At 40.2% G+C, this 17406-nt stretch carries 29 protein-coding genes and 1 pseudogene; 3 read left to right on the top strand and 27 right to left on the bottom strand.

The window, feature by feature from the left end; translation table 11 throughout:
* From ACTNC0_RS08515 to ACTNC0_RS08590, 16 genes are all read right to left on the bottom strand, one after another.
* Nucleotides 1-1080 carry a site-specific integrase gene (locus ACTNC0_RS08515; RefSeq protein ID WP_024854000.1) on the bottom strand — a complete coding sequence of 360 codons (1080 nt, stop codon included), beginning with the start codon at nt 1078-1080 and terminating at the stop codon, nt 1-3.
* Nucleotides 1081-1082: 2 nt separating this feature from the next.
* Nucleotides 1083-1280 carry a DNA-binding protein gene (locus ACTNC0_RS08520; RefSeq protein WP_171030255.1) on the bottom strand — a complete coding sequence of 66 codons (198 nt, stop codon included), beginning with the start codon at nt 1278-1280 and terminating at the stop codon, nt 1083-1085.
* A complete protein-coding gene (locus tag ACTNC0_RS08525; RefSeq protein WP_008393122.1) occupies nt 1277-1495 on the bottom strand; it encodes a hypothetical protein in 219 nt (72 codons plus the stop codon). The genes ACTNC0_RS08520 and ACTNC0_RS08525 overlap by 4 nt, the downstream gene beginning before the upstream one ends.
* A complete protein-coding gene (locus ACTNC0_RS08530) occupies nt 1488-1715 on the bottom strand; it encodes a hypothetical protein (RefSeq protein WP_008705329.1) in 228 nt (75 codons plus the stop codon). Before ACTNC0_RS08530 ends, ACTNC0_RS08525 begins: the two co-directional genes overlap by 8 nt.
* 570 nt (nt 1716-2285) lie before the next feature.
* Nucleotides 2286-2585, bottom strand: coding sequence for a type II toxin-antitoxin system RelE/ParE family toxin (locus tag ACTNC0_RS08535; protein ID WP_055262129.1), 300 nt, complete (start codon nt 2583-2585; stop codon nt 2286-2288).
* A 1-nt stretch (nt 2586) separates the two neighbouring features.
* Complete coding sequence (locus ACTNC0_RS08540; protein WP_055262131.1) at nt 2587-2835, bottom strand: type II toxin-antitoxin system prevent-host-death family antitoxin; 249 nt, start codon at nt 2833-2835, stop codon at nt 2587-2589.
* A 155-nt stretch (nt 2836-2990) separates the two neighbouring features.
* Nucleotides 2991-3605 (bottom strand): helix-turn-helix domain-containing protein, encoded by a 615-nt coding sequence (locus ACTNC0_RS08545; protein ID WP_055261444.1) that lies wholly within the window; start codon nt 3603-3605, stop codon nt 2991-2993.
* A gap of 21 nt (nt 3606-3626) precedes the next feature.
* Nucleotides 3627-4289: a phosphatase PAP2 family protein gene (locus ACTNC0_RS08550; RefSeq protein ID WP_055261446.1), complete on the bottom strand. Its 663-nt coding sequence runs from the start codon at nt 4287-4289 to the stop codon at nt 3627-3629.
* Between the two features lie 253 nt (nt 4290-4542).
* Nucleotides 4543-4917, bottom strand: a complete 375-nt coding sequence (locus ACTNC0_RS08555; protein ID WP_055261448.1) for a TnpV protein — start codon at nt 4915-4917, stop codon at nt 4543-4545.
* Between the two features lie 4 nt (nt 4918-4921).
* On the bottom strand, nt 4922-6337 hold the full coding sequence (locus ACTNC0_RS08560; protein WP_441087031.1) for a plasmid recombination protein: 1416 nt from the start codon (nt 6335-6337) through the stop codon (nt 4922-4924).
* A 291-nt stretch (nt 6338-6628) separates the two neighbouring features.
* A complete protein-coding gene (locus ACTNC0_RS08565) occupies nt 6629-6856 on the bottom strand; it encodes a DUF5348 domain-containing protein (RefSeq protein WP_022092901.1) in 228 nt (75 codons plus the stop codon).
* Between the two features lie 191 nt (nt 6857-7047).
* Nucleotides 7048-7281, bottom strand: coding sequence for a complexin-2 (locus tag ACTNC0_RS08570; RefSeq protein WP_441087138.1), 234 nt, complete (start codon nt 7279-7281; stop codon nt 7048-7050).
* A gap of 71 nt (nt 7282-7352) precedes the next feature.
* On the bottom strand, nt 7353-8420 hold the full coding sequence (locus ACTNC0_RS08575) for an AAA family ATPase (RefSeq protein WP_022092900.1): 1068 nt from the start codon (nt 8418-8420) through the stop codon (nt 7353-7355).
* A gap of 124 nt (nt 8421-8544) precedes the next feature.
* Entirely contained in the window at nt 8545-8865 is a 321-nt protein-coding gene (locus tag ACTNC0_RS08580; RefSeq protein WP_022092899.1) for a plasmid mobilization protein, read from the bottom strand.
* Nucleotides 8855-9970: a site-specific integrase gene (locus ACTNC0_RS08585; protein ID WP_055261453.1), complete on the bottom strand. Its 1116-nt coding sequence runs from the start codon at nt 9968-9970 to the stop codon at nt 8855-8857. The genes ACTNC0_RS08580 and ACTNC0_RS08585 overlap by 11 nt, the downstream gene beginning before the upstream one ends.
* Nucleotides 9971-9972: 2 nt before the next feature.
* Nucleotides 9973-10167 (bottom strand): hypothetical protein, encoded by a 195-nt coding sequence (locus ACTNC0_RS08590; RefSeq protein WP_005611072.1) that lies wholly within the window; start codon nt 10165-10167, stop codon nt 9973-9975.
* Nucleotides 10168-10350: 183 nt separating this feature from the next.
* Between ACTNC0_RS08590 and ACTNC0_RS08595 the strand changes: the two are divergent.
* A pseudogene (locus tag ACTNC0_RS08595) lies at nt 10351-10797 on the top strand (helix-turn-helix domain-containing protein); the annotation flags it as partial.
* Nucleotides 10798-11167: 370 nt separating this feature from the next.
* On the opposite strand, the gene ACTNC0_RS08600 reads toward ACTNC0_RS08595, so the two are convergent.
* Together ACTNC0_RS08600 and ACTNC0_RS08605 are read right to left on the bottom strand one after the other, a co-directional pair.
* The gene (locus ACTNC0_RS08600) at nt 11168-11368 is read right to left on the bottom strand and encodes a helix-turn-helix domain-containing protein (RefSeq protein WP_021650061.1); all 201 of its coding nucleotides are present in this window, start codon (nt 11366-11368) and stop codon (nt 11168-11170) included.
* Nucleotides 11369-11478: 110 nt separating this feature from the next.
* Nucleotides 11479-11616, bottom strand: a complete 138-nt coding sequence (locus ACTNC0_RS08605; protein WP_021650062.1) for a hypothetical protein — start codon at nt 11614-11616, stop codon at nt 11479-11481.
* A gap of 210 nt (nt 11617-11826) precedes the next feature.
* Between ACTNC0_RS08605 and ACTNC0_RS08610 the strand changes: the two genes are divergently transcribed.
* Nucleotides 11827-12753, top strand: a complete 927-nt coding sequence (locus tag ACTNC0_RS08610; RefSeq protein WP_441087032.1) for an amidoligase family protein — start codon at nt 11827-11829, stop codon at nt 12751-12753.
* A 47-nt stretch (nt 12754-12800) separates the two neighbouring features.
* Complete coding sequence (locus tag ACTNC0_RS08615; protein WP_441087034.1) at nt 12801-13241, top strand: gamma-glutamylcyclotransferase family protein; 441 nt, start codon at nt 12801-12803, stop codon at nt 13239-13241.
* A 51-nt stretch (nt 13242-13292) separates the two neighbouring features.
* Here ACTNC0_RS08615 and ACTNC0_RS08620 read toward each other — a convergent pair whose 3' ends face one another.
* The 9 genes from ACTNC0_RS08620 to ACTNC0_RS08660 all read right to left on the bottom strand — a co-directional run bounded on the left by ACTNC0_RS08620 (nt 13293) and on the right by ACTNC0_RS08660 (nt 17403).
* Entirely contained in the window at nt 13293-13598 is a 306-nt protein-coding gene (locus ACTNC0_RS08620; RefSeq protein ID WP_441087035.1) for a helix-turn-helix domain-containing protein, read from the bottom strand.
* 212 nt (nt 13599-13810) lie between these two features.
* Entirely contained in the window at nt 13811-15181 is a 1371-nt protein-coding gene (locus ACTNC0_RS08625) for an NlpC/P60 family protein (protein WP_441087036.1), read from the bottom strand.
* Between the two features lie 42 nt (nt 15182-15223).
* On the bottom strand, nt 15224-15538 hold the full coding sequence (locus ACTNC0_RS08630; RefSeq protein ID WP_008704562.1) for a hypothetical protein: 315 nt from the start codon (nt 15536-15538) through the stop codon (nt 15224-15226).
* Nucleotides 15539-15556: 18 nt separating this feature from the next.
* The gene (locus ACTNC0_RS08635; protein WP_118566517.1) at nt 15557-16048 is read right to left on the bottom strand and encodes a DUF2829 domain-containing protein; all 492 of its coding nucleotides are present in this window, start codon (nt 16046-16048) and stop codon (nt 15557-15559) included.
* 4 nt (nt 16049-16052) lie between these two features.
* Nucleotides 16053-16358, bottom strand: coding sequence for a hypothetical protein (locus ACTNC0_RS08640; RefSeq protein WP_441087037.1), 306 nt, complete (start codon nt 16356-16358; stop codon nt 16053-16055).
* Nucleotides 16359-16379: 21 nt separating this feature from the next.
* The gene (locus ACTNC0_RS08645; RefSeq protein WP_441087038.1) at nt 16380-16844 is read right to left on the bottom strand and encodes a hypothetical protein; all 465 of its coding nucleotides are present in this window, start codon (nt 16842-16844) and stop codon (nt 16380-16382) included.
* A gap of 27 nt (nt 16845-16871) precedes the next feature.
* Nucleotides 16872-17042, bottom strand: a complete 171-nt coding sequence (locus tag ACTNC0_RS08650) for a hypothetical protein (RefSeq protein ID WP_441087039.1) — start codon at nt 17040-17042, stop codon at nt 16872-16874.
* 29 nt (nt 17043-17071) lie between these two features.
* Complete coding sequence (locus ACTNC0_RS08655) at nt 17072-17218, bottom strand: XkdX family protein (protein WP_441087040.1); 147 nt, start codon at nt 17216-17218, stop codon at nt 17072-17074.
* The gene (locus tag ACTNC0_RS08660) at nt 17215-17403 is read right to left on the bottom strand and encodes a hypothetical protein (RefSeq protein ID WP_441087041.1); all 189 of its coding nucleotides are present in this window, start codon (nt 17401-17403) and stop codon (nt 17215-17217) included. The genes ACTNC0_RS08655 and ACTNC0_RS08660 overlap by 4 nt, the downstream gene beginning before the upstream one ends.
* Between the last annotated feature and the right edge of the window lie 3 nt (nt 17404-17406).

The following is a 17406-nucleotide window of genomic DNA, read 5'->3' on the forward strand; positions in this document are numbered from 1 at the left end:
TTATTCCTCCTCTTCCTCATGTTTCTTATCTAGCAAACCTGCTAATTTACTCTGTGTAGACGGATACAGATGTGAATAAGTGTTCAACGTGGTTTCCACCTTTTCATGTCCAAGGCGTTCTGCAATCTCCAATGGAGCCACCCCCATATCAACCAGCATACTGGCATGGGAATGGCGGAGATCATGAAGTCGTATCCGCTTTACACCAGACCGCTCGATTCCGGTAGCCATACAATGTTCCATATGCGATTTGGTAAACCGAAAAAGTCTTTCCTTTTTCATAATTCCATACAAATGACTGCAATACTCCCGAAATTCCTCTGCAAGAAAATCCGGCATCGTAATCACACGGATACTCTTTGGAGTTTTCGGCTGCGTGATCATATCCTTTCCTTTCAGTCTCTGATAAGATTTATTGATTGATATGGTTTTCTCTTCAAGATTGATGTCATTATAAGTAAGTGCAAGCAATTCACCGATACGCATTCCGGTCCAGTACAACAAAAGAAACGCCATTCTTGTCTCCGGCTTATCACTTACTGTCTCCAGAAAAGCATTGAACTCTTCCTGCATCCAGAAGTCCTTCGGTTCTCCTTTACTCTTGCCAATCGCTCCTGCCTTCCTGCAGGGATTATCCTGCAGGTTATAATACCGCATTGCATAATTGAAGATTGCAGTCAGCTGGCAGTTCACTGTTTTCAGATAAGTAGGAGAATATCCTTTTCCATTCTTATCCTTATACGTCAGCAACTCATTCTGCCATGCACGGACGTCTGCCACCGTAATTTCACTGAGAATCTTCTTTTCAAAATAAGGCTTGATTTTCAGGTCAATAATATATCGCTTCGTGTACATAGTGTTTTCTCTGAGACGGACATCCATATCTTTGTAATAAATCTCCAGAAAATTTCCAAATTCAATATCCACACCCTGGCTCTGCTGTTGCAGGAAATCTCTTTCCCATTCCTTAGCTTCACCCTTGGTCCTGAATCCTCTTTTCTGTTTTCTTTTCCGATTTCCCTGCCAGTCTTTGTAATAGACCTGTACTTTCCAGTTTTTTCCTTCTTTGTAAACCCCCATTGCTAATCCTCGACTTTCATGCCATAAATCTTTTCTGCCAGGAATTTCGTAGAGATTTTTCCAGATACTACAATATAGCCTTTTGCCTTCAATTCTTTGTTGTATTCTCGCATCAGACTATATGCATAAGTTTTTGAAACTCCAAGAATTGCACACACATCATCCACATCCATATACATTTTTTCCTGCATCATACTCATACCGCTTTATCCTCCTTCAAATACTGCTCAACATGTTCCAGACCATAGATCTTGTCCTCTACATAGCGGGTTGGCACCCGACCGAGAATCACATAATAGTTCTTGCTTGCCAGATCGGCATTCATTCTTTCCACTACCCGGTAAGCAAACGAAACTGATAATCCAAAGAGTTCTGCAATGTCTTCCACTGATAAATACATTTTTCTCTTACGCATGAAACCATTCCTTTCCCTCTTCCTGTGGAATCTCACAAGTATCTTCTACTCCGTAGAAACGCTTCACAAAATACTTTGTCGGAACTTTTCCTCTAAGCGTCAGGTAGCCCTGTTCTTCCAGTTCCTTGTTCAGATTTCCGATGATTTCATAAGCCGATGTCTGTTTTACTTCCAGAAGTTCACATATATCGGCTGCCTTTAAAAATAATTTATTCTGCATAATCAGTACCTCCTCTGTTTTGAATATTTATCTCTTCATATACTCTGTACTGGCAGATGCAAAATCGGACATCATTTTCCGAAATTTATCAAATTTTCTTGTTTTTTAATTCTCCATCAGTGTGATTACTGTGTCATGGAGTTTAAGCTCATCGAAAGTAAAGAACCTTTCTGTGGTATCTGTTTTCTAAATGCAGGCAACAAAAAAACAGTCTGCCTTGACGAAAATCACTTCAATCAAAACAAACTGTTCTTCATATTTACTCTAATTTTATTTTATGAGAATAACCGATTTCACGAAATTTGCAGGTGAATCTGGAATATAAACAAGAGAAAAAAATAATTTTTAAACTCCATTTGCACTCCATTTGGTCTTTTCGACACCCCGCAAAGCCTTTATTTATGGGCTTTTCCGCGATTTTTCAAGCTACTCAAACTCGCAAATGAGTTTTTGTCACTATACAATTTTGTATAGGCGTTATGGTTCTATCTGGTTTTATATGTGTTCCACTATCCTTAGTCCACGGACTGTACTGAACGGTGTTATCAATTTGTTATCATATTTCTGTTATCAATCAAAAATTCTTGTAATATCCTGATACCGATTGATGACACGATAAATTTCTACATACTCGTTGCTTACCTTGTAGATAATCACATAATCTTCCCATATCGCATATTTATAGTCTGTCCGAAAGCTGACTCGCTTTGAAAGGTCTGAACCCATTCCCGGAAACATCTGGAGATTCTCAAATTTACCATAAATTTCCTTTATAGTCTTTGCGGCATATTCTTCACTATCTTCAGCGATGTAATCCCGGATATTCTTCAGGTCCTTTGCAACAATCGGGTTAATCCGTAATTTTAACATCTTATTCCCCCACAAGTGCCTTCAGTTCATCTAACTCCAGCCATCCCTCGCCGTCTTTCACTGCTTCTTCGGCTTCCTGCAGCTTCATTAAAAGCTTCTTTTCCGCACGATCACGTTCATAATCTTCAAAATCCATAACCACAAAACGTCCTCTACCATTCTTGGTAAGATATACAGGCTCGCCTTTATGGCAGTTCTTCAGGACTTCGTTATAATTTCTCAAATCAGATACTGGTAAAATACTTGCCATATTCTTTCAGCTCCTTCCTTGATTTTATATTGTTTCTGCTACTTATATTATACACAAAAAGCTGTAAAATTCAACGTGAATTTTTACAGCTTTCTATTATAACTATTCCTATTTTTTAATTCGACAAACTTGAAGTTGTAGGGGACAATACCTGATCAGCCTGCCTTGGCTTGTTTATAAAGGAGACCACTTTTGATCAGTAATAGCAGAAAAGCAACTATTATTGCATATGGTTCTTTCATCATTGCCAAAAACAAAACATCGATAACACTGCATCCTATAGACAATGCAGTAATCACCTTTTTGCCTTTTTCAAATTTGAAATAGACCATCAATATTTTCACAATCCCGATAATCGTTAAAGTGATGAACATTATCCAATAAATGGTAATAATCCATTTATTATTATCTACATACTCAAAAAGATTTACCGAATAGATATAACCATTGACCGGCTTGGGATACAGCGGAAGAAAAATAAGCATCAAAGAAAGCAAGTCAACAAATCCCCATAATAAGTCACATACACTATTGAGATTTGATTTGTTTTCTTTTTCTGCAATCAAAATCAACTGTTCTCCAGATAACAGATCATCAATCGACACAGAAAAATATCGAGATATTTCCTTTAATGAATCTATGCTCGGATATCCTCTTCCGGATTCCCATTTTGAAATTGCAGTTCTAGATACAAATAATGCCGCAGCCAGTTCTTCTTGTGTCATTCCCCGGCTTTTTCTTAATTCCTGAAGTTTTTCATGAAATTCCAAAACCTCCACCCCTTGCTCGTTTTATTTATTCTTTATTGACAGTATAACCGCTCCCTGATAAATAGAAAATAATCCAATGCTTAACAATACGCCACCTACAATATCCGTGAGCCAATGTACTCCCGAAATCAATCTGCCAATAACCATGAATGCCGAAAAAGCGATTGTTACAATCGTTATCACTTTTTTGACTGCAATGCTTGACAGCCTGCGCTGAGTCTGTTCGATCAAAGTCGGCATCACACACAATACCAATAGTGTAGTTGATGATGGATAAGATGCCTCCATTACTCCGTTAATTAAAATAGGTCTGTAATTGATTGGAATCATCTCAAAAAATATATATGCCAGGATCACGACAATATAATAAATACCCAGAATAATGATATCCGGATCCACCTTGAAAAGACTTCTTTTCTTAATCAACTGAACTAGTCCCACACCTGCAAAGATCAGGCATACTACGACAGGCACCAGCCCCATCCAATCAGTAATCGAATAAATCATCATGTGTACGCCTGTGAAGCGGTGAAACCAGCAATTGAGTGTTGCAAATCCAATATTCGTTCCGTTTTGACCATGAGGCTGCACATCTACCATCTGGATCAAAACTGTCCATAATACAAAAGTTGCAATGAATATTCCTCCAAATAGTAAATTCTTCATTCCGTTCTTTTTCATCATTCTACGTCCTTTCTATATGGGTTTGTCTTTTCGACACATTCACCTTATCAAAAAACATAAAATGATGATAGAATCGCTCGGTCACATACGTGATACGATTCGTATCATACCCGTAAATGCTTGTTTTTTCAGTATTTCCTTCTGATTATCTATCCCTGCAAATCCGGATTTATCTTTTAGCATTCTATCATGTTCTATTCTGAAATTCCACTCTTACATTTACAAAGAGTCGCCTTTCGGCAGCCCTCTTAACTTATATATAAACGATCTCTTTCAGTACAATTTTTTCAGCACTTGTTCTGATATTATTCATCAACCCGACCCACTTCATCTGATCCCGTATCTTCAATGTTTCTGTCACACTCTGTTCTTCTGCCATCTGCTTCATTAACATTTCGACCTGCTCTCTTGCATCCCGATCAATCTGATTCAGATGTTCAGTCAGCTTTCCAGTCAATAACAGGCACTGATATCTTGCTGGTCTATACTCTTTCAGATATTGTTTCCGCAACATTCCATATTTCCCATATGTCGGTTCTTCCTCATTCAGCACCAGACCCGGCAAATAGTAATCTCCATGCAAGGTATAGCTTAATCCGTTCTTTTCATCATAAATGTGTTTTTTCATGCACTTATATCTCCATTTCTCTGTTCTTTGTTTTATTTTTCTTACGCTGCTGATTCTCCATCTCGCTCTTTTTCGCACCCCATGCTAATCTTTCGTAAATGCTTCCTTTTGGCATTTGTTCCATCCGTCGTTTTTCTTCCAGTGCTTTCTGATTATGAATATCCTGCAGTACCGCAGCCTCCACAGTGTCTATTCCCATGACACGCACAACACGATCATATCTATCAGAAACACTTTGCAACATATTCTTTTCTTCTAATAATTTCTGATTGTCTTTACGCATATCATCCAACTCTTTCTGAACACTGTTATATGCCTGTTTTGTCTTCTGGTATTTATTTTTCCATTTCTCCACTTCTTTCGTAAGTTCTTTTACCTGGGCAGCCATTGCAGCAATCTTATTCTTCATTTGAATAAATAATGGTTTAACTTTTTTATCCCGATAGGTTCCTGCACGTTCCAATGCTCCTGCTTCCGGTAGAAGCGTTTTAACCGTCCCATATTCTTTTATTTCCTTACTGACATTATCTATGATCGGCTGTAACTGCTCCCGACGTTCTTCTAGGCTTTTTAATTCTATTTCTGCTTTCTCTGCCCGCTTTTCTGCAGCTTCTTTATCCCTGACCGCCTGTTCCTTATCTTCTTTCAAAAGCTGAATATCTGCCTTGGATTCTGCAATCTGTGCAGTCAGTCCCTCATTCTCTGCTGTCAGATACTCTTTTTCCTGCTCCAGAGCCTGAACTTCCTTCTTTCGTTCTTTTTTCTTGAAATTATAAACATCCAGATGTTCCTCATGGGTACCTTTCTGTTCCCATTCAATCCCATACTGCTTTGCAATATCTGCCAGCACTTCTTTTTCGTGGTTTATCCACTGATTTAATTCTGTGTCATGTTTATTTCCACCTTGAAATCCCAAACTTTTTAATGCCTGCTTCAGTGAAACTCTGATATCCATCCCTTTTCCTTTCCAACCAGTCACATAGGGAACAAAATCAATATGCAGATGTGGTGTAGCTTCATCCTGATGAAGATAACAGCAAAATACCCGGAGAGTTGGATTCCTTTTCTGAAAATCCTGCATATATTCATTCAACACCTTCACTGCCAGTTCTCCTTCTACTGTCCCTACAGCCATGTCTTCACAATTTCCAATCTGGAAAATGACCTCATGGAATAGTTTTTCCTGTTTTCCCTGCCGGATTTTTTCATAATAATTTGTAATCTGACGGTCTTTTCTTTTCCCCACATTGTATCGCTCCACAGAATCATCAAACAACTCTTTATAAACATCTTTCAGATTTTCATTCTGGTAACAAATATTCAAGTGTACTCTGTCCGGATCTACATTTTCTGCTATGAAATCCCTTCTGTTATGAGCCAGAGAACCAGCTCCGATCATACCGCTAATTGTTCTTTTCATGGTCATGCTTCTCACCTCCCCTTCTGAAACCAGTGCCAGACATGGCACATAAATTTGTATCTTCGCCAGTTATGGCGATAAAAAGAACTCTTCGCCGGATACGGCGGTTTTGTTACTTTTGTCAAAAGTAACGCAAAAGCACTTTCGACAGCCGTACCGTCCATCAAAAGTCCCCTTGCGCCCTGCCGGGGGCAAGACGTCCGGGGACGTCTGTTATGCACCGACCGAATCGGAGCGAAGACCTATTCCTCCCGTTGGTCGGTTTACTCCTGCGTTACTTGTATGACTGACTTATCCCGTTATTCTCGCCCGGACATATTCCAAATCTCCGCAGTATGGTGTCCCCACCAGATACCATTCCCTTGCCGGATTCATTTCCATTCTGGTCTTGACCCACTGATCGTCAACCAGCACTTCCAGCCCTTCTCCGCAGTGAAATCCTGTGTCAATCCATAAATCTGATGATAATAAACCGTATCTTCCGTTATTGCTGTTATAACCTAATCTTCCTTCTCTCATTGTGTCACTCTCCCTTCATTTATCGTTTTCCATAGGGAGCCCCGTTTCAGGGCATCCTTCACAGCCATCAAACCACCAACGCACTGTCGTTTTATCCACAACCTTCCGTCTTGCATCTTACCAGCTTTCTCCTTGTCTGCTATCTACAGGTGCGTGACACGCTCCTGTCATAGGACAGACAACAAGAACTGTTACCATCGAAAGCTTTCCGGTATTCCCCGCCTGTCCAGATATTCCTGACGGGACTTTTCCCGTTCTTCCTCTGTCGGAGCAGTTTTCGACTGTGAATATAACTGCCGGTTTGCCATACGCTCCACTTTCTCCATAAGCCCTTTGCAAATTTCCTCCGAACAGCTTTGATCTTCCATCAAATGATAGGAAACCAGCTGTCTAAACAAGGCAAATGGTATCTGTACATTTTTTATTTCCATGTTGTCTCCTTTCAAGGTGGCAAGATGCCCTGTTCTTAAGAAATAGTCATCTTGCCATCTTCCTTTTATTCTGGAAGCATCCAGAACCATTGATTTCCACGTTTCACCGAATCAATCTCCAGTTCCAGTTTTGCGTTCCGTAGGGTTTTCTTCTTAATTCCTCGTTTTTCCGCTTCTTCTTCAATCTTTTTCTGTGCCATGCCACCATCAGCCAATATTTCCAACAGAAACTCCTTTGCCTTCCGGCTTTTCTGACCTCTGCTGTCACCACTGAGCAGATCATCCGCACTAATGTCGTATTCCCCGATCCACTCGAATCCAGTATCCTTATCTAATCGGAATGCAATTGATTTCCCTTCCGGTGCAAGGGAACTTTTCACATGGCATACCACACGGATTTCCGGTTCATCTTTAATCCGCCCAACAATCAGCACACTTCTGGCTGCCGCCTGAAAATCAATCGAACCCAATCCACGGTAAGAAGATTTTCCGTTACTGTTTTTGTTCATATGCCCGATCAGAATGATTGCACAGTGGTATTTCTCTGCAAGCACTGCCACACGCTTCATTAACGGACGGATTTCATTTGCCCGGTGCATATCCACCTCTGCTCCAAGAAATCCCTGTATTGGATCTAAAACTACCAGACGGGCTTTTGTCTGTATGATAGCTTCTTCCAATCTGGCATCCATCATGGTCAATGCCCGATCGTTATCATCAATTACCATCACTCTGGAACAATCTGCACCAGCTGCAAGAAGTCGAGGCTTGATAGTATCGCCCAATCCATCTTCTGCAGTCTGATAAATAACATTCACAGGTTCTATCGGGCTTTCCACTGGATTCGCATCAGAGTCAACGTTCTTTTCTGCTCTATCCTTCTCGTCTGTTGCCTGTTGTTGCTCTGGAAGAATTTTTTCGCCTTTGGTCAACTTCGCAATAATCTGAAGTACCATCGTAGTCTTTCCTTCTCCCGGATCTCCCTGAATAATCGTTACTTTTCCAAAAGGAATAAACGGATAGAACAGCCATTCAATCTGCTCTACTTCCACTGATTCCATATTTATCAGCTTCAGATCCGACTCCGTCCTTTTTATTTCTGTTTTCTTTGTCTCTACTCTGTTCGTTTCCATCGTTCCTCCTTATTTTCCCGTTGAAAGGAAGTGGAGATTTTGATAGAATACTCGTAGAAAGTTTTTGGTGAGTATTCTACCAAATCTCTGCCTTTAGGTGTTTGCCGACACTTAAAGGCATTTTCTATTCTTCCTTCATGCCATCCATCGTCACTGTGATCAGCCGGATTACTTCCAGTAAATCCTCCGGCACATCATCACCCTTTTTCAAACGTTTCAGTTCATTCAGAACCTTTGCCAGTTCATTTTTCAACGCCTTATACACTCTCGGATTTCCTGTCACTACAACCTCTTTTTCCTGCAATCTTCGGATAATATAATCCTGTTTAGTCAGACCGGACAATTTAACCGCTGTTTCCAGAAGTTCATCCTCCTCCGGTGATACCCGAAAAGCTACCGTTTTATTTCTCCAACGCCCCTGTCTATCCAAACATTTAGCTGACATACGCAAGTCCTCCTTCCCTATCATTTGGTTCTTCATTCATGTTTTCTGCATCCAACTGGTCTGCCATATCCTGCTGTACGGACGGGAACAGATGCGCATATCGGTAAGTGATCTTTTCTGCTGAATGACCAACCCTTTTTCCGATTGCCAGTGCTGTATAGCCCATGTTAATCAGCAAAGAGACATGGCTGTGTCTGAGATCATGCACCCGGATTTTTTTCACACCGCTTGCTTTGCATCCTCTTTCCATTTCATGGTTCAGATAATACTTAGTTACAGGGAAAATACGGTCATCCGGCTGCAGGCTGTAATATAACTTCAAACAATCCTGCATTTCGTCACATAAGAACTTTGGCATAGTTACAGTACGGACACTGTTCTTTGTTTTCGGAGTGCTGATCACATCTTCTCCCTTTAAACGCTGATAGGATTTGTTGATCCGCAACGTTCTCTTCTGGAAATCGAAATCCGCAGGAGTTAAAGCCAAAAGCTCCCCGGATCTGATTCCGCACCAGTACAATAACTGGAACGCATAGTAGGAAAGTGGTTTATCCATCATTTCTTCTGAAAACTGTTTATACTCTGCCTTTGTCCAGAAGAGCATTTCCTTGCTTTCTTCTGAGCCGATTGTGCCAGCTTTCCTTGCCGGATTCATGCTAAGATCATAAAACTTGATCGCATGGTTGAAAATCGTACTCAACTGTCCATGGATTGTTTTCAGATAAGTAGGGGATAAAGGTTTTCCTTTCCTGCTTGTCAATTTGCGAAGCTCATTATGCCAGTCCAAAACATCCTTTGCGGTGATTTCTGACACCTTTCTTTTTCCCAGATAGGGTAAAATCTTGGACTTGATAATATTTTCCTTTGTAAGCCAGGTACTCTTTTTCAGCCTTGGTCTCACATCTTCCTCATATAATTTGCAGAAGCTCTCCAGTTCCATATCCATACTGGCTTTCTTCTGGAGTATGAACTGCTGCTCCCACTGTGCAGCTTCTCTTTTTGTTGCAAATCCTCTTTTGCATTTCTGCTTACGTTCGCCGGTCCAGTCCTGATACCGTACCATAACGTACCATGTGTTATTGCTTTCAGTCTTGTAAATTGCCATTCTTAATTCCTCCCATCGTTTGATCTCGTTCCGTAGAACTGTTCGTAAAAATACTTCCGGTCAACTTTTCCTGCAATTGTCTGGCATCCCATCGCCTGTAATTCCCTGTTCAGCCTTTTCATCAGCTTATAAGCGTAGGATTCCGATACTTCCAGAACTTCCATGACCTCTTTTACATTCATAAACATTTTACTCATTGTAAAATCCCTCCTTCGTTTCTCACTATACATTTCTGTATAGTCCGTATGATACTATACTTTTTTGTATTGGTCAAGTGTTTCAAAACAAAAATTCTATACTTTTTTGTATGGTTTCTCCTTGTCTGTACTATACATATATGCTATACTCAATTTATCAAGTAAAAGACAGGAGATATGAGCATGGCAATAGGAGAAAGAATTCATCATTTTCGACTTCTGCGTGGATTCACGCAGAAATATTTAGGTCAACAGCTGGGATTCAGCGAATCACAGGCTGATGTCCGCATTGCACAGTACGAAAAAGGCTCTCGCAGTCCAAAGGAAAACTATCTGAATGCACTGGCTGACATTTTTGAGGTCTCCCCTCATGCACTCGCTGTACCGGACATTGACAGTTATGTTGGGCTGATGCACACCTTATTTACATTAGAAGACCTTTACGGACTTCATATTGGAGAAATTGACGGAGAACTCTGTCTCCGGCTGGATAAGTCCAAAGGAACCACCTACCTTTCTATGTTTGATATGTTCTACGCATGGCAGGAACAGGCAGAAAAACTAAAATCCGGGGAGATCACCAAAGAAGAATATGACCAGTGGCGGTACAATTACCCGAAAAAAACAACATAAAAACCAACGAAAAAAGGCCTTACCAAATTGATTTCACTCAATTCAGTAAGACCTTTTTTGTTGGTTTCACACATATTACCTGACAACCACCGGATTGCTGATAAATACTACCTAAATATCCGGTGTTATCATTTTGTTATCAAATAGAACTTCTTGTGCCCGGAAATGCCCTGTTTATAAGGGTTTCCAGAATTTTTTCATTATTCAAACTCAATAACACTAGGCCGCTTTTTCGTGTTATCATGTATTAAATAAAATAAGAGAGGCGGACTTTTATTAAATATACCACGTTGTATTATTATTTGCAATAGTTCCAAACATCACTCTAACATCACGGAAATAAATCGTATTATTTATTGCAGTGATGTTAATCAGGTATATACTCTATCACATCACTGATGCCGCAATTAAGAGCTTTACATATTCTATCTATCTGTTTCAGATTGACTGGCTCGTTCTTTCCCATAGAAGCCATAGTCCCATAACTTAATCCGGTTGCGTCTTTTAGATCTCCCTTATTCATACCTCTATCAAGAAGCGTGTGCCAAAGCGGATTGTACGATATCATAATACACCAACTTTCTGTTGACTTATTTTTTTCTTCCTGCTATTATTTTCTTAGGTACCGAGCGGAAGCAGGAAGTTTCGGAGTCCGCTCGGTGTCTATTCGCTTAGTTCTTAATTATTTTCTTTTAAAATGGAGAGGTTCTTGATTTTTTCAAGTGCCTCTTCTTTATTTTTACTGCTCTCGATGATCAACACGACCATTTCCATAACGGTTTTAAATTCTAATGTAGTCATTATGTCTTTTTCCATTTCTCTAACTCCTTTCCTGCTATCTCCTTGCTACAATTATAGTTTATCACTATATCTTCATTTTGTCAACATTTTTCTTCATTATTTTAGAGATTTTCTTCAATAAACTATTGACATGTACGGTACATATGGTAATATACAAACATAAACAGCAGAACAAACATTCGCATAGACGGTGCGAAGTTTGAGAGATAATAGGAGGAAAATGATATGTCAGAACTTTTAAAGAAACAGAACTACGGTGTTGAGGTTGAATTTACAGGTATTTCAAGAAAGATGGCCGCTGATGCAGTTGCAGAAATCATCGGAACTACAGCTTCCAGACCAGATCACACTTGTTACCAGACAAGAACCATTCAGGATTCACAGGGAAGAAAATGGAGGGTAATGCGAGACAGCTCAATCCATCCAATTCGTAAAGTTGGAACTGAGAGCATAGACGAATACAGAGTTGAATTCGTAACACCGATTCTTAAATGCGAAGACCTTGATACATTGCAGGCAATCATCCGTAAATTCAGAGAAATCGGCGGAGTTCCTCACAGTTCATGCGGAATCCATATTCATGTAGACGGAGCGAACCATACCGCAACATCTCTTCGCCGTCTGGTAAATTTCATGTATAGCCGACAGGAAATCATTTACGATGCGCTTGCAGTAGGTGATAGAAAATATCGTTGGTGCCAGCCAGTTTGCAAGAATTTACTTGATACAATGAAAAAAGACAAAAACATCACAACAGATTCCGTTGAGAAAATTTGGTACAGCCCAGCAAACGATGGATACTGTGGTGGAATCAATCATCAGCATTATAACTCTACAAGATACCACGCATTGAATCTTCATAGCTTCTTCCAGAAAGGCACTGTTGAATTTAGACTTTTTAACAGCACTCTTCATGCAGGAAAAATTAAAGCGTATGTACAGTTTTGTTTAGCACTCTCTGCATGGTCCATCGAATCTGATGACAAAGTCGTATTTAGATCCATGAACGGATACACAGCAAAGAAAAAAGTCACTCTGATGTACAACATCCTTACAAACAGACTTGGACTTTACGGAGACGAGTTCAAAACCTGCAGGCTTCACATGATGAAACAGCTTCGCGAAAATGCAAAAGCGGAACAGGTTGCTTAGTTATAAATCAGCTGTCCTACCGGCTTGACGGGGAGAAAGGGAATGTCATGTTATATGTAGCATACGGTAGCAATCTCAATGTACAGCAAATGTCATACCGTTGTCCCAGAGCAACAGTCGCATTTACCGGATATCTGATAAATTGGAAATTGCTTTACAGGGGAAGCCGCACAGGATCTTATGCGACCGTCAAAAGACAAAAAGGAAGTAGGGTTCCTGTTGCTGTTTGGAATATCGATAATAAAAACGAGAAGGCTCTTGATCTGTATGAGGGCTATCCGAGATTTTATAGAAAGAAAAATGTATTTGTGCAATTAAAAAACGGTACAAGGAAAAAGGCTATGATATATCTGTTGCCTGACTCGGCCACTGTGGGAAAACCATCTAATCGTTATGTTGAAACTGTATTGCAAGGTTACAAAGATATGGGATTTGATACAGATTATTTGTACGATTCGTTAGAATATAATTTAAAAGAAATGAGTTAAAGAGGGGGATATAACATTCCCCTCTTTAATAAGATGTAATCGTTGCAGCGGCTACATCTTTTTGTTGGGTTTCAGGGTTCCCTGGCGTGTATGGACAACTGACGTTTCTTTGTTCGGCACCCTAATGATCAATTCGTCTAGTTCACAGTTTAGCGCTTCGCATATTAGATCAAGGTGCTCAAGGTTTACCCTTTCCGTGAGCTCGTGGTACAACTCATTGATAGTGTTAGGACGTATTCCTGTCGCCCTTGCCAGGTCCGCCTGAGTAAGTCTTAATTCCCCAAGCTTTTTCGATAGCAAAATTTTTATCATGCCATTGCTCCTTCCGTTATAAATTACCATAAAATGGTAATACATGACGGAAATTGTTAGATTATATCGTTTTTGGCTATATCCTATCGAAATCTTGATAAACGAAGCTTGTTTAGCCTATCATATTGAACACAAAAAAATAGCAGTAATATATGGAAGGAATTGTTTTAGAAGGTTTATTCAAAAGGAACTCCGTCTTTATAGAGTTCCTTTTGATGTGATATATTTTAATGTGATTTTAGAAGGCGCCGTCTGTTTTAAATCAACTTCTTGAAATATCCGGCCGGAACAAATTCTCTTACGAATCCTTCTGTCGGATGTGGAATCCGGATAAAATACCACTTTTTATCATTTACGGTTTCGGTGTATTTCATCACATCTACAACCGCATTCTTTTTAATCACTGGGAACATTTTCGCCTGAGTCTTACCAGCTACACTGTAGCATTTGCAGTCCTTTGTAAATCTCGCTACATAGGCTACTGCGTTCTGCTTCTTTTCTGTGTCAGAAGCGGAGGAAAAAATATTCTCTCTATACCTGAGCACACAATTCCAAGGATAGTTCCGATAGCTCCGGATCAGAAACTCCTTACCAGTCTGGTCTCCCGGTTTGCCGCCATGAGCGGTACCTTTCTCGTTAATTGAGGCTTCTACCTCTTTGCCATTTCCACAATACATGGCTACATGATGTGCTTCATTCAGCAGCACATCACCGCGTTTAAGTCCTGCTGCCGTTTTTACATTTACATCTGCTGTAATGTCCTTGAATCCATTACGGAGAAAGACATTTTTCATGTCCCCTGTATATGTCGCACCGGAACTTTTTACGGGAACTCCGGCGTTCTGCCATGCCTGTATTACTGCGGAACTACAGTCAAAATCACCTTTTTCATCCCAACGATAATCCTGATCGTAGCCATGAGAATCATCTTTCGCCCATGTCTCCATTTGTCTTATTGCTTTTTCTGTCTTAGTCATTGCAATACCTTCTTTCTCTGTGCTATCAGCATATGTATGAATCATGTTTATGACAGCTTTCTGCCTGTCTGTGTAATCCCCTACCTGGTTCGGCGTCGGGTCTGCCGGATCCCGGCACAGTGTTACATAAATCTTGTCTGCAGTATATGGTTCCGGAGTTTTAGACAAGATTCTTTTCAATGCGTCAAAGCCACCCTGGTGCAGGACATTAATACATTCCATCATGGCTGAATCTTCCATGGTTCCATATGCTTTTTCAATGATCGGAATATACGCTTGTATCTGGTCTTCCATGTACTGATCCTGGCATTCCTTCCCCAAGTCAGTGCTGATAATGTCTACGATACATTTTCCTTTCGCAGATTCTGCTGTTACGGCGTATGTATCCCAGTTCTTCATCAGCAGGTCTTTTTCCATACCTGCATTATCCATGTCTTTGAATAGCTTCGGATTTGCTCTCTGAATCCGGTATAACAGTTCTTTTGCTTCTCCTGCGTACCACTGGCCCGCGCCGATCGTAATAGCTTTTTCATTGCTACAGTTCGCTCCGACCCCGGCAAAGCAGGAATAATCCTGCTTACCATATACCTGATCTCCGGATTCCACTGCGTACAGTATTTTTCTCAATACAGTTATATTTTGCTTATTCATAAGTCCACCTCACAAAAAAGAAGCCTTAAAACAGGCTCCTAACTACTCGTTCTTATTCGGGAGTTTGATCTGTCCAAGTGACTGAATGACTTTATCATATCCAACCATTGCAGACAGCCATGAAAGCAGGATCAGCGCAATAAGGTATACTGCCATCTTGCTGTTGATCTGTGCATCCATCAAAATAATATATCCACTTCCTACAAGCACTGATAAAACTACAGCCACCCCTCCTGCAAGGAAATTTGCCTTGTAGGTTTTTTTTGACTCTTCAAGCAACTTCTTAATACCTTCAGTCACTAAGCCGGTAAAGATTGATACAATCATAAGTAACAGTAAAAAATATTCTAATGTCATAAATTTATCCTCCTCTTCTTATGCAAATACCCAGTCTTCAGCAAGCATATCTGCCTGTGACGCTAGCCATCCCATCTGTACACCAGAAGTTCCGACAAAAGCTACTGCCATGTTGCCGATTGCGTCATGTTCACAGTTCACGATATCTCCGGTAGGCGCTTTATAAGAGATTCCGCTTGCAAGCTGAATGTACTGCTTCTTTCCATTCCATCCTTTTCTTGCTACTTTCATGCCTCTTTTCAGGTACTTAATTGCTTCTCCGAAGGAGAATGTTGCTTCTCCACCAAGTATTGGGCAGTTCCGACTATCCGCATAAACCCACTCATCGGAAAGAATATTCTGAAGCGTATACTCCACATTCTGTGTTTCTCTTATATCCAGACAGCCACCGTCTTTTGTGTACATAAGGATTGTCTGGGATTCTTCATCCCACCACCAATAGCCAGCCCATGACGGGAGTTTTACTGGAATTCCTGATTTCATCTCTTCAAATGCTTCTTTAAATTTCATTTTCTCAATCCTCCTCATTTTCTACCATATTGGCGTCGTTTTGTTCCTGCTTCTTCCTGTCCTCTTTTTCCCATTTCCGATCCTGCTGTTTGTCTTTATTCGTCCGAATCCAGCCGCATATGCCACACTCTCCAATGGTTGCTGCCACAACTGCACAGGCATATGTTTCCGGCATGCTATCACACTGTCTGTACAGCAAGATCATCTGCCAGTTGAACCATATAAAAAAAGCGCCGACAAACATCAGCACCAGGTTCAATGTTCCGACTTTCTTTATCGCCGAAACTATCTTTTTTAATCTTTTTTTCATTTTACCTGCCGCCTCCAGTGTTTACAGAAAAGAATGTTCGTCACTACATTTATCATAAATCTTCCGGATATTCGAAATCGAATGAACTGCTTTTCCATTTGGAAAGCGAGGATGATCGCTACAATAATTTTCATAAGTATCAATATCTTCAATAATCTGGTCAAAATGTTCCTCTGTATGTTTTACATCATGCTTAACCTCATCATTAAATCGAATAATTCTGTAACGTGCATTCTTAGCGTTTCCCTCCTCGATTTTGTCCATGACTTCTTTGTTCAGTACGCGACCAATTGATCGTCCCAATGCTGTCCAAGGATTTACCTTAATTGGCGCTACCTGTACTAATGTAAGAACAACAAAAAGGATTCCCCCACCAGCTTCCAAAATCTCTTTTAACGTCATTCCAATACCTCCGTATTTAATTTCTAAGACTTCTATATTGCTCTTACGGCGGGCTTCTTTGGCTACACATAGTTTTACCTCCATTAAAAAAAGAGCCTGCTCAGGCTCTTTTCATGCCATCAATTCTTCATCATCTGCTTCGACATACTTTCTACAATGAAATTCCAATGTATCCATATCCTGTTCAATCTCATCAAGGGTTCTTTCGCTCGCCCCCTTATTAAGAAGCAGAAGATCATAAATCAATGACCATTGTTTACTTATTATCTGCAATTTTGTCATTCTTTTTATCAAACTTCCCAAACATATTATTATAAAGAGTATGCTTCACCAGTAATCTCTTCGTACTCTTCTTCAGTTAATGCTCCAAGCTCTACAAATCTCTTGAGCTGGCTCTTAGTGCAGCCTCCTCTTTTATATCTTTCTTTTAAAATTTTGAATCTTGGTGAATGACTCATAATGCTTCCTCCTTATTCTGATCTACTTTCTGCTGTAACTCAAGAACATCAAGTTCAAGATCTGTGATTGCCTGTTCATGGATGATATCTTCTATCTCCTGATCGGTGATCGCTCTTTCCAGTATTGCAGGCAATTCCTGTTTTTCACGCTTCATTTTTAGCGAAGCCTTTTTTATAACTAACATTCT

It is taken from the genome of Blautia sp. HCP3S3_B11, assembly GCF_052064435.1.
Lineage (GTDB): Bacteria > Bacillota > Clostridia > Lachnospirales > Lachnospiraceae > Blautia_A.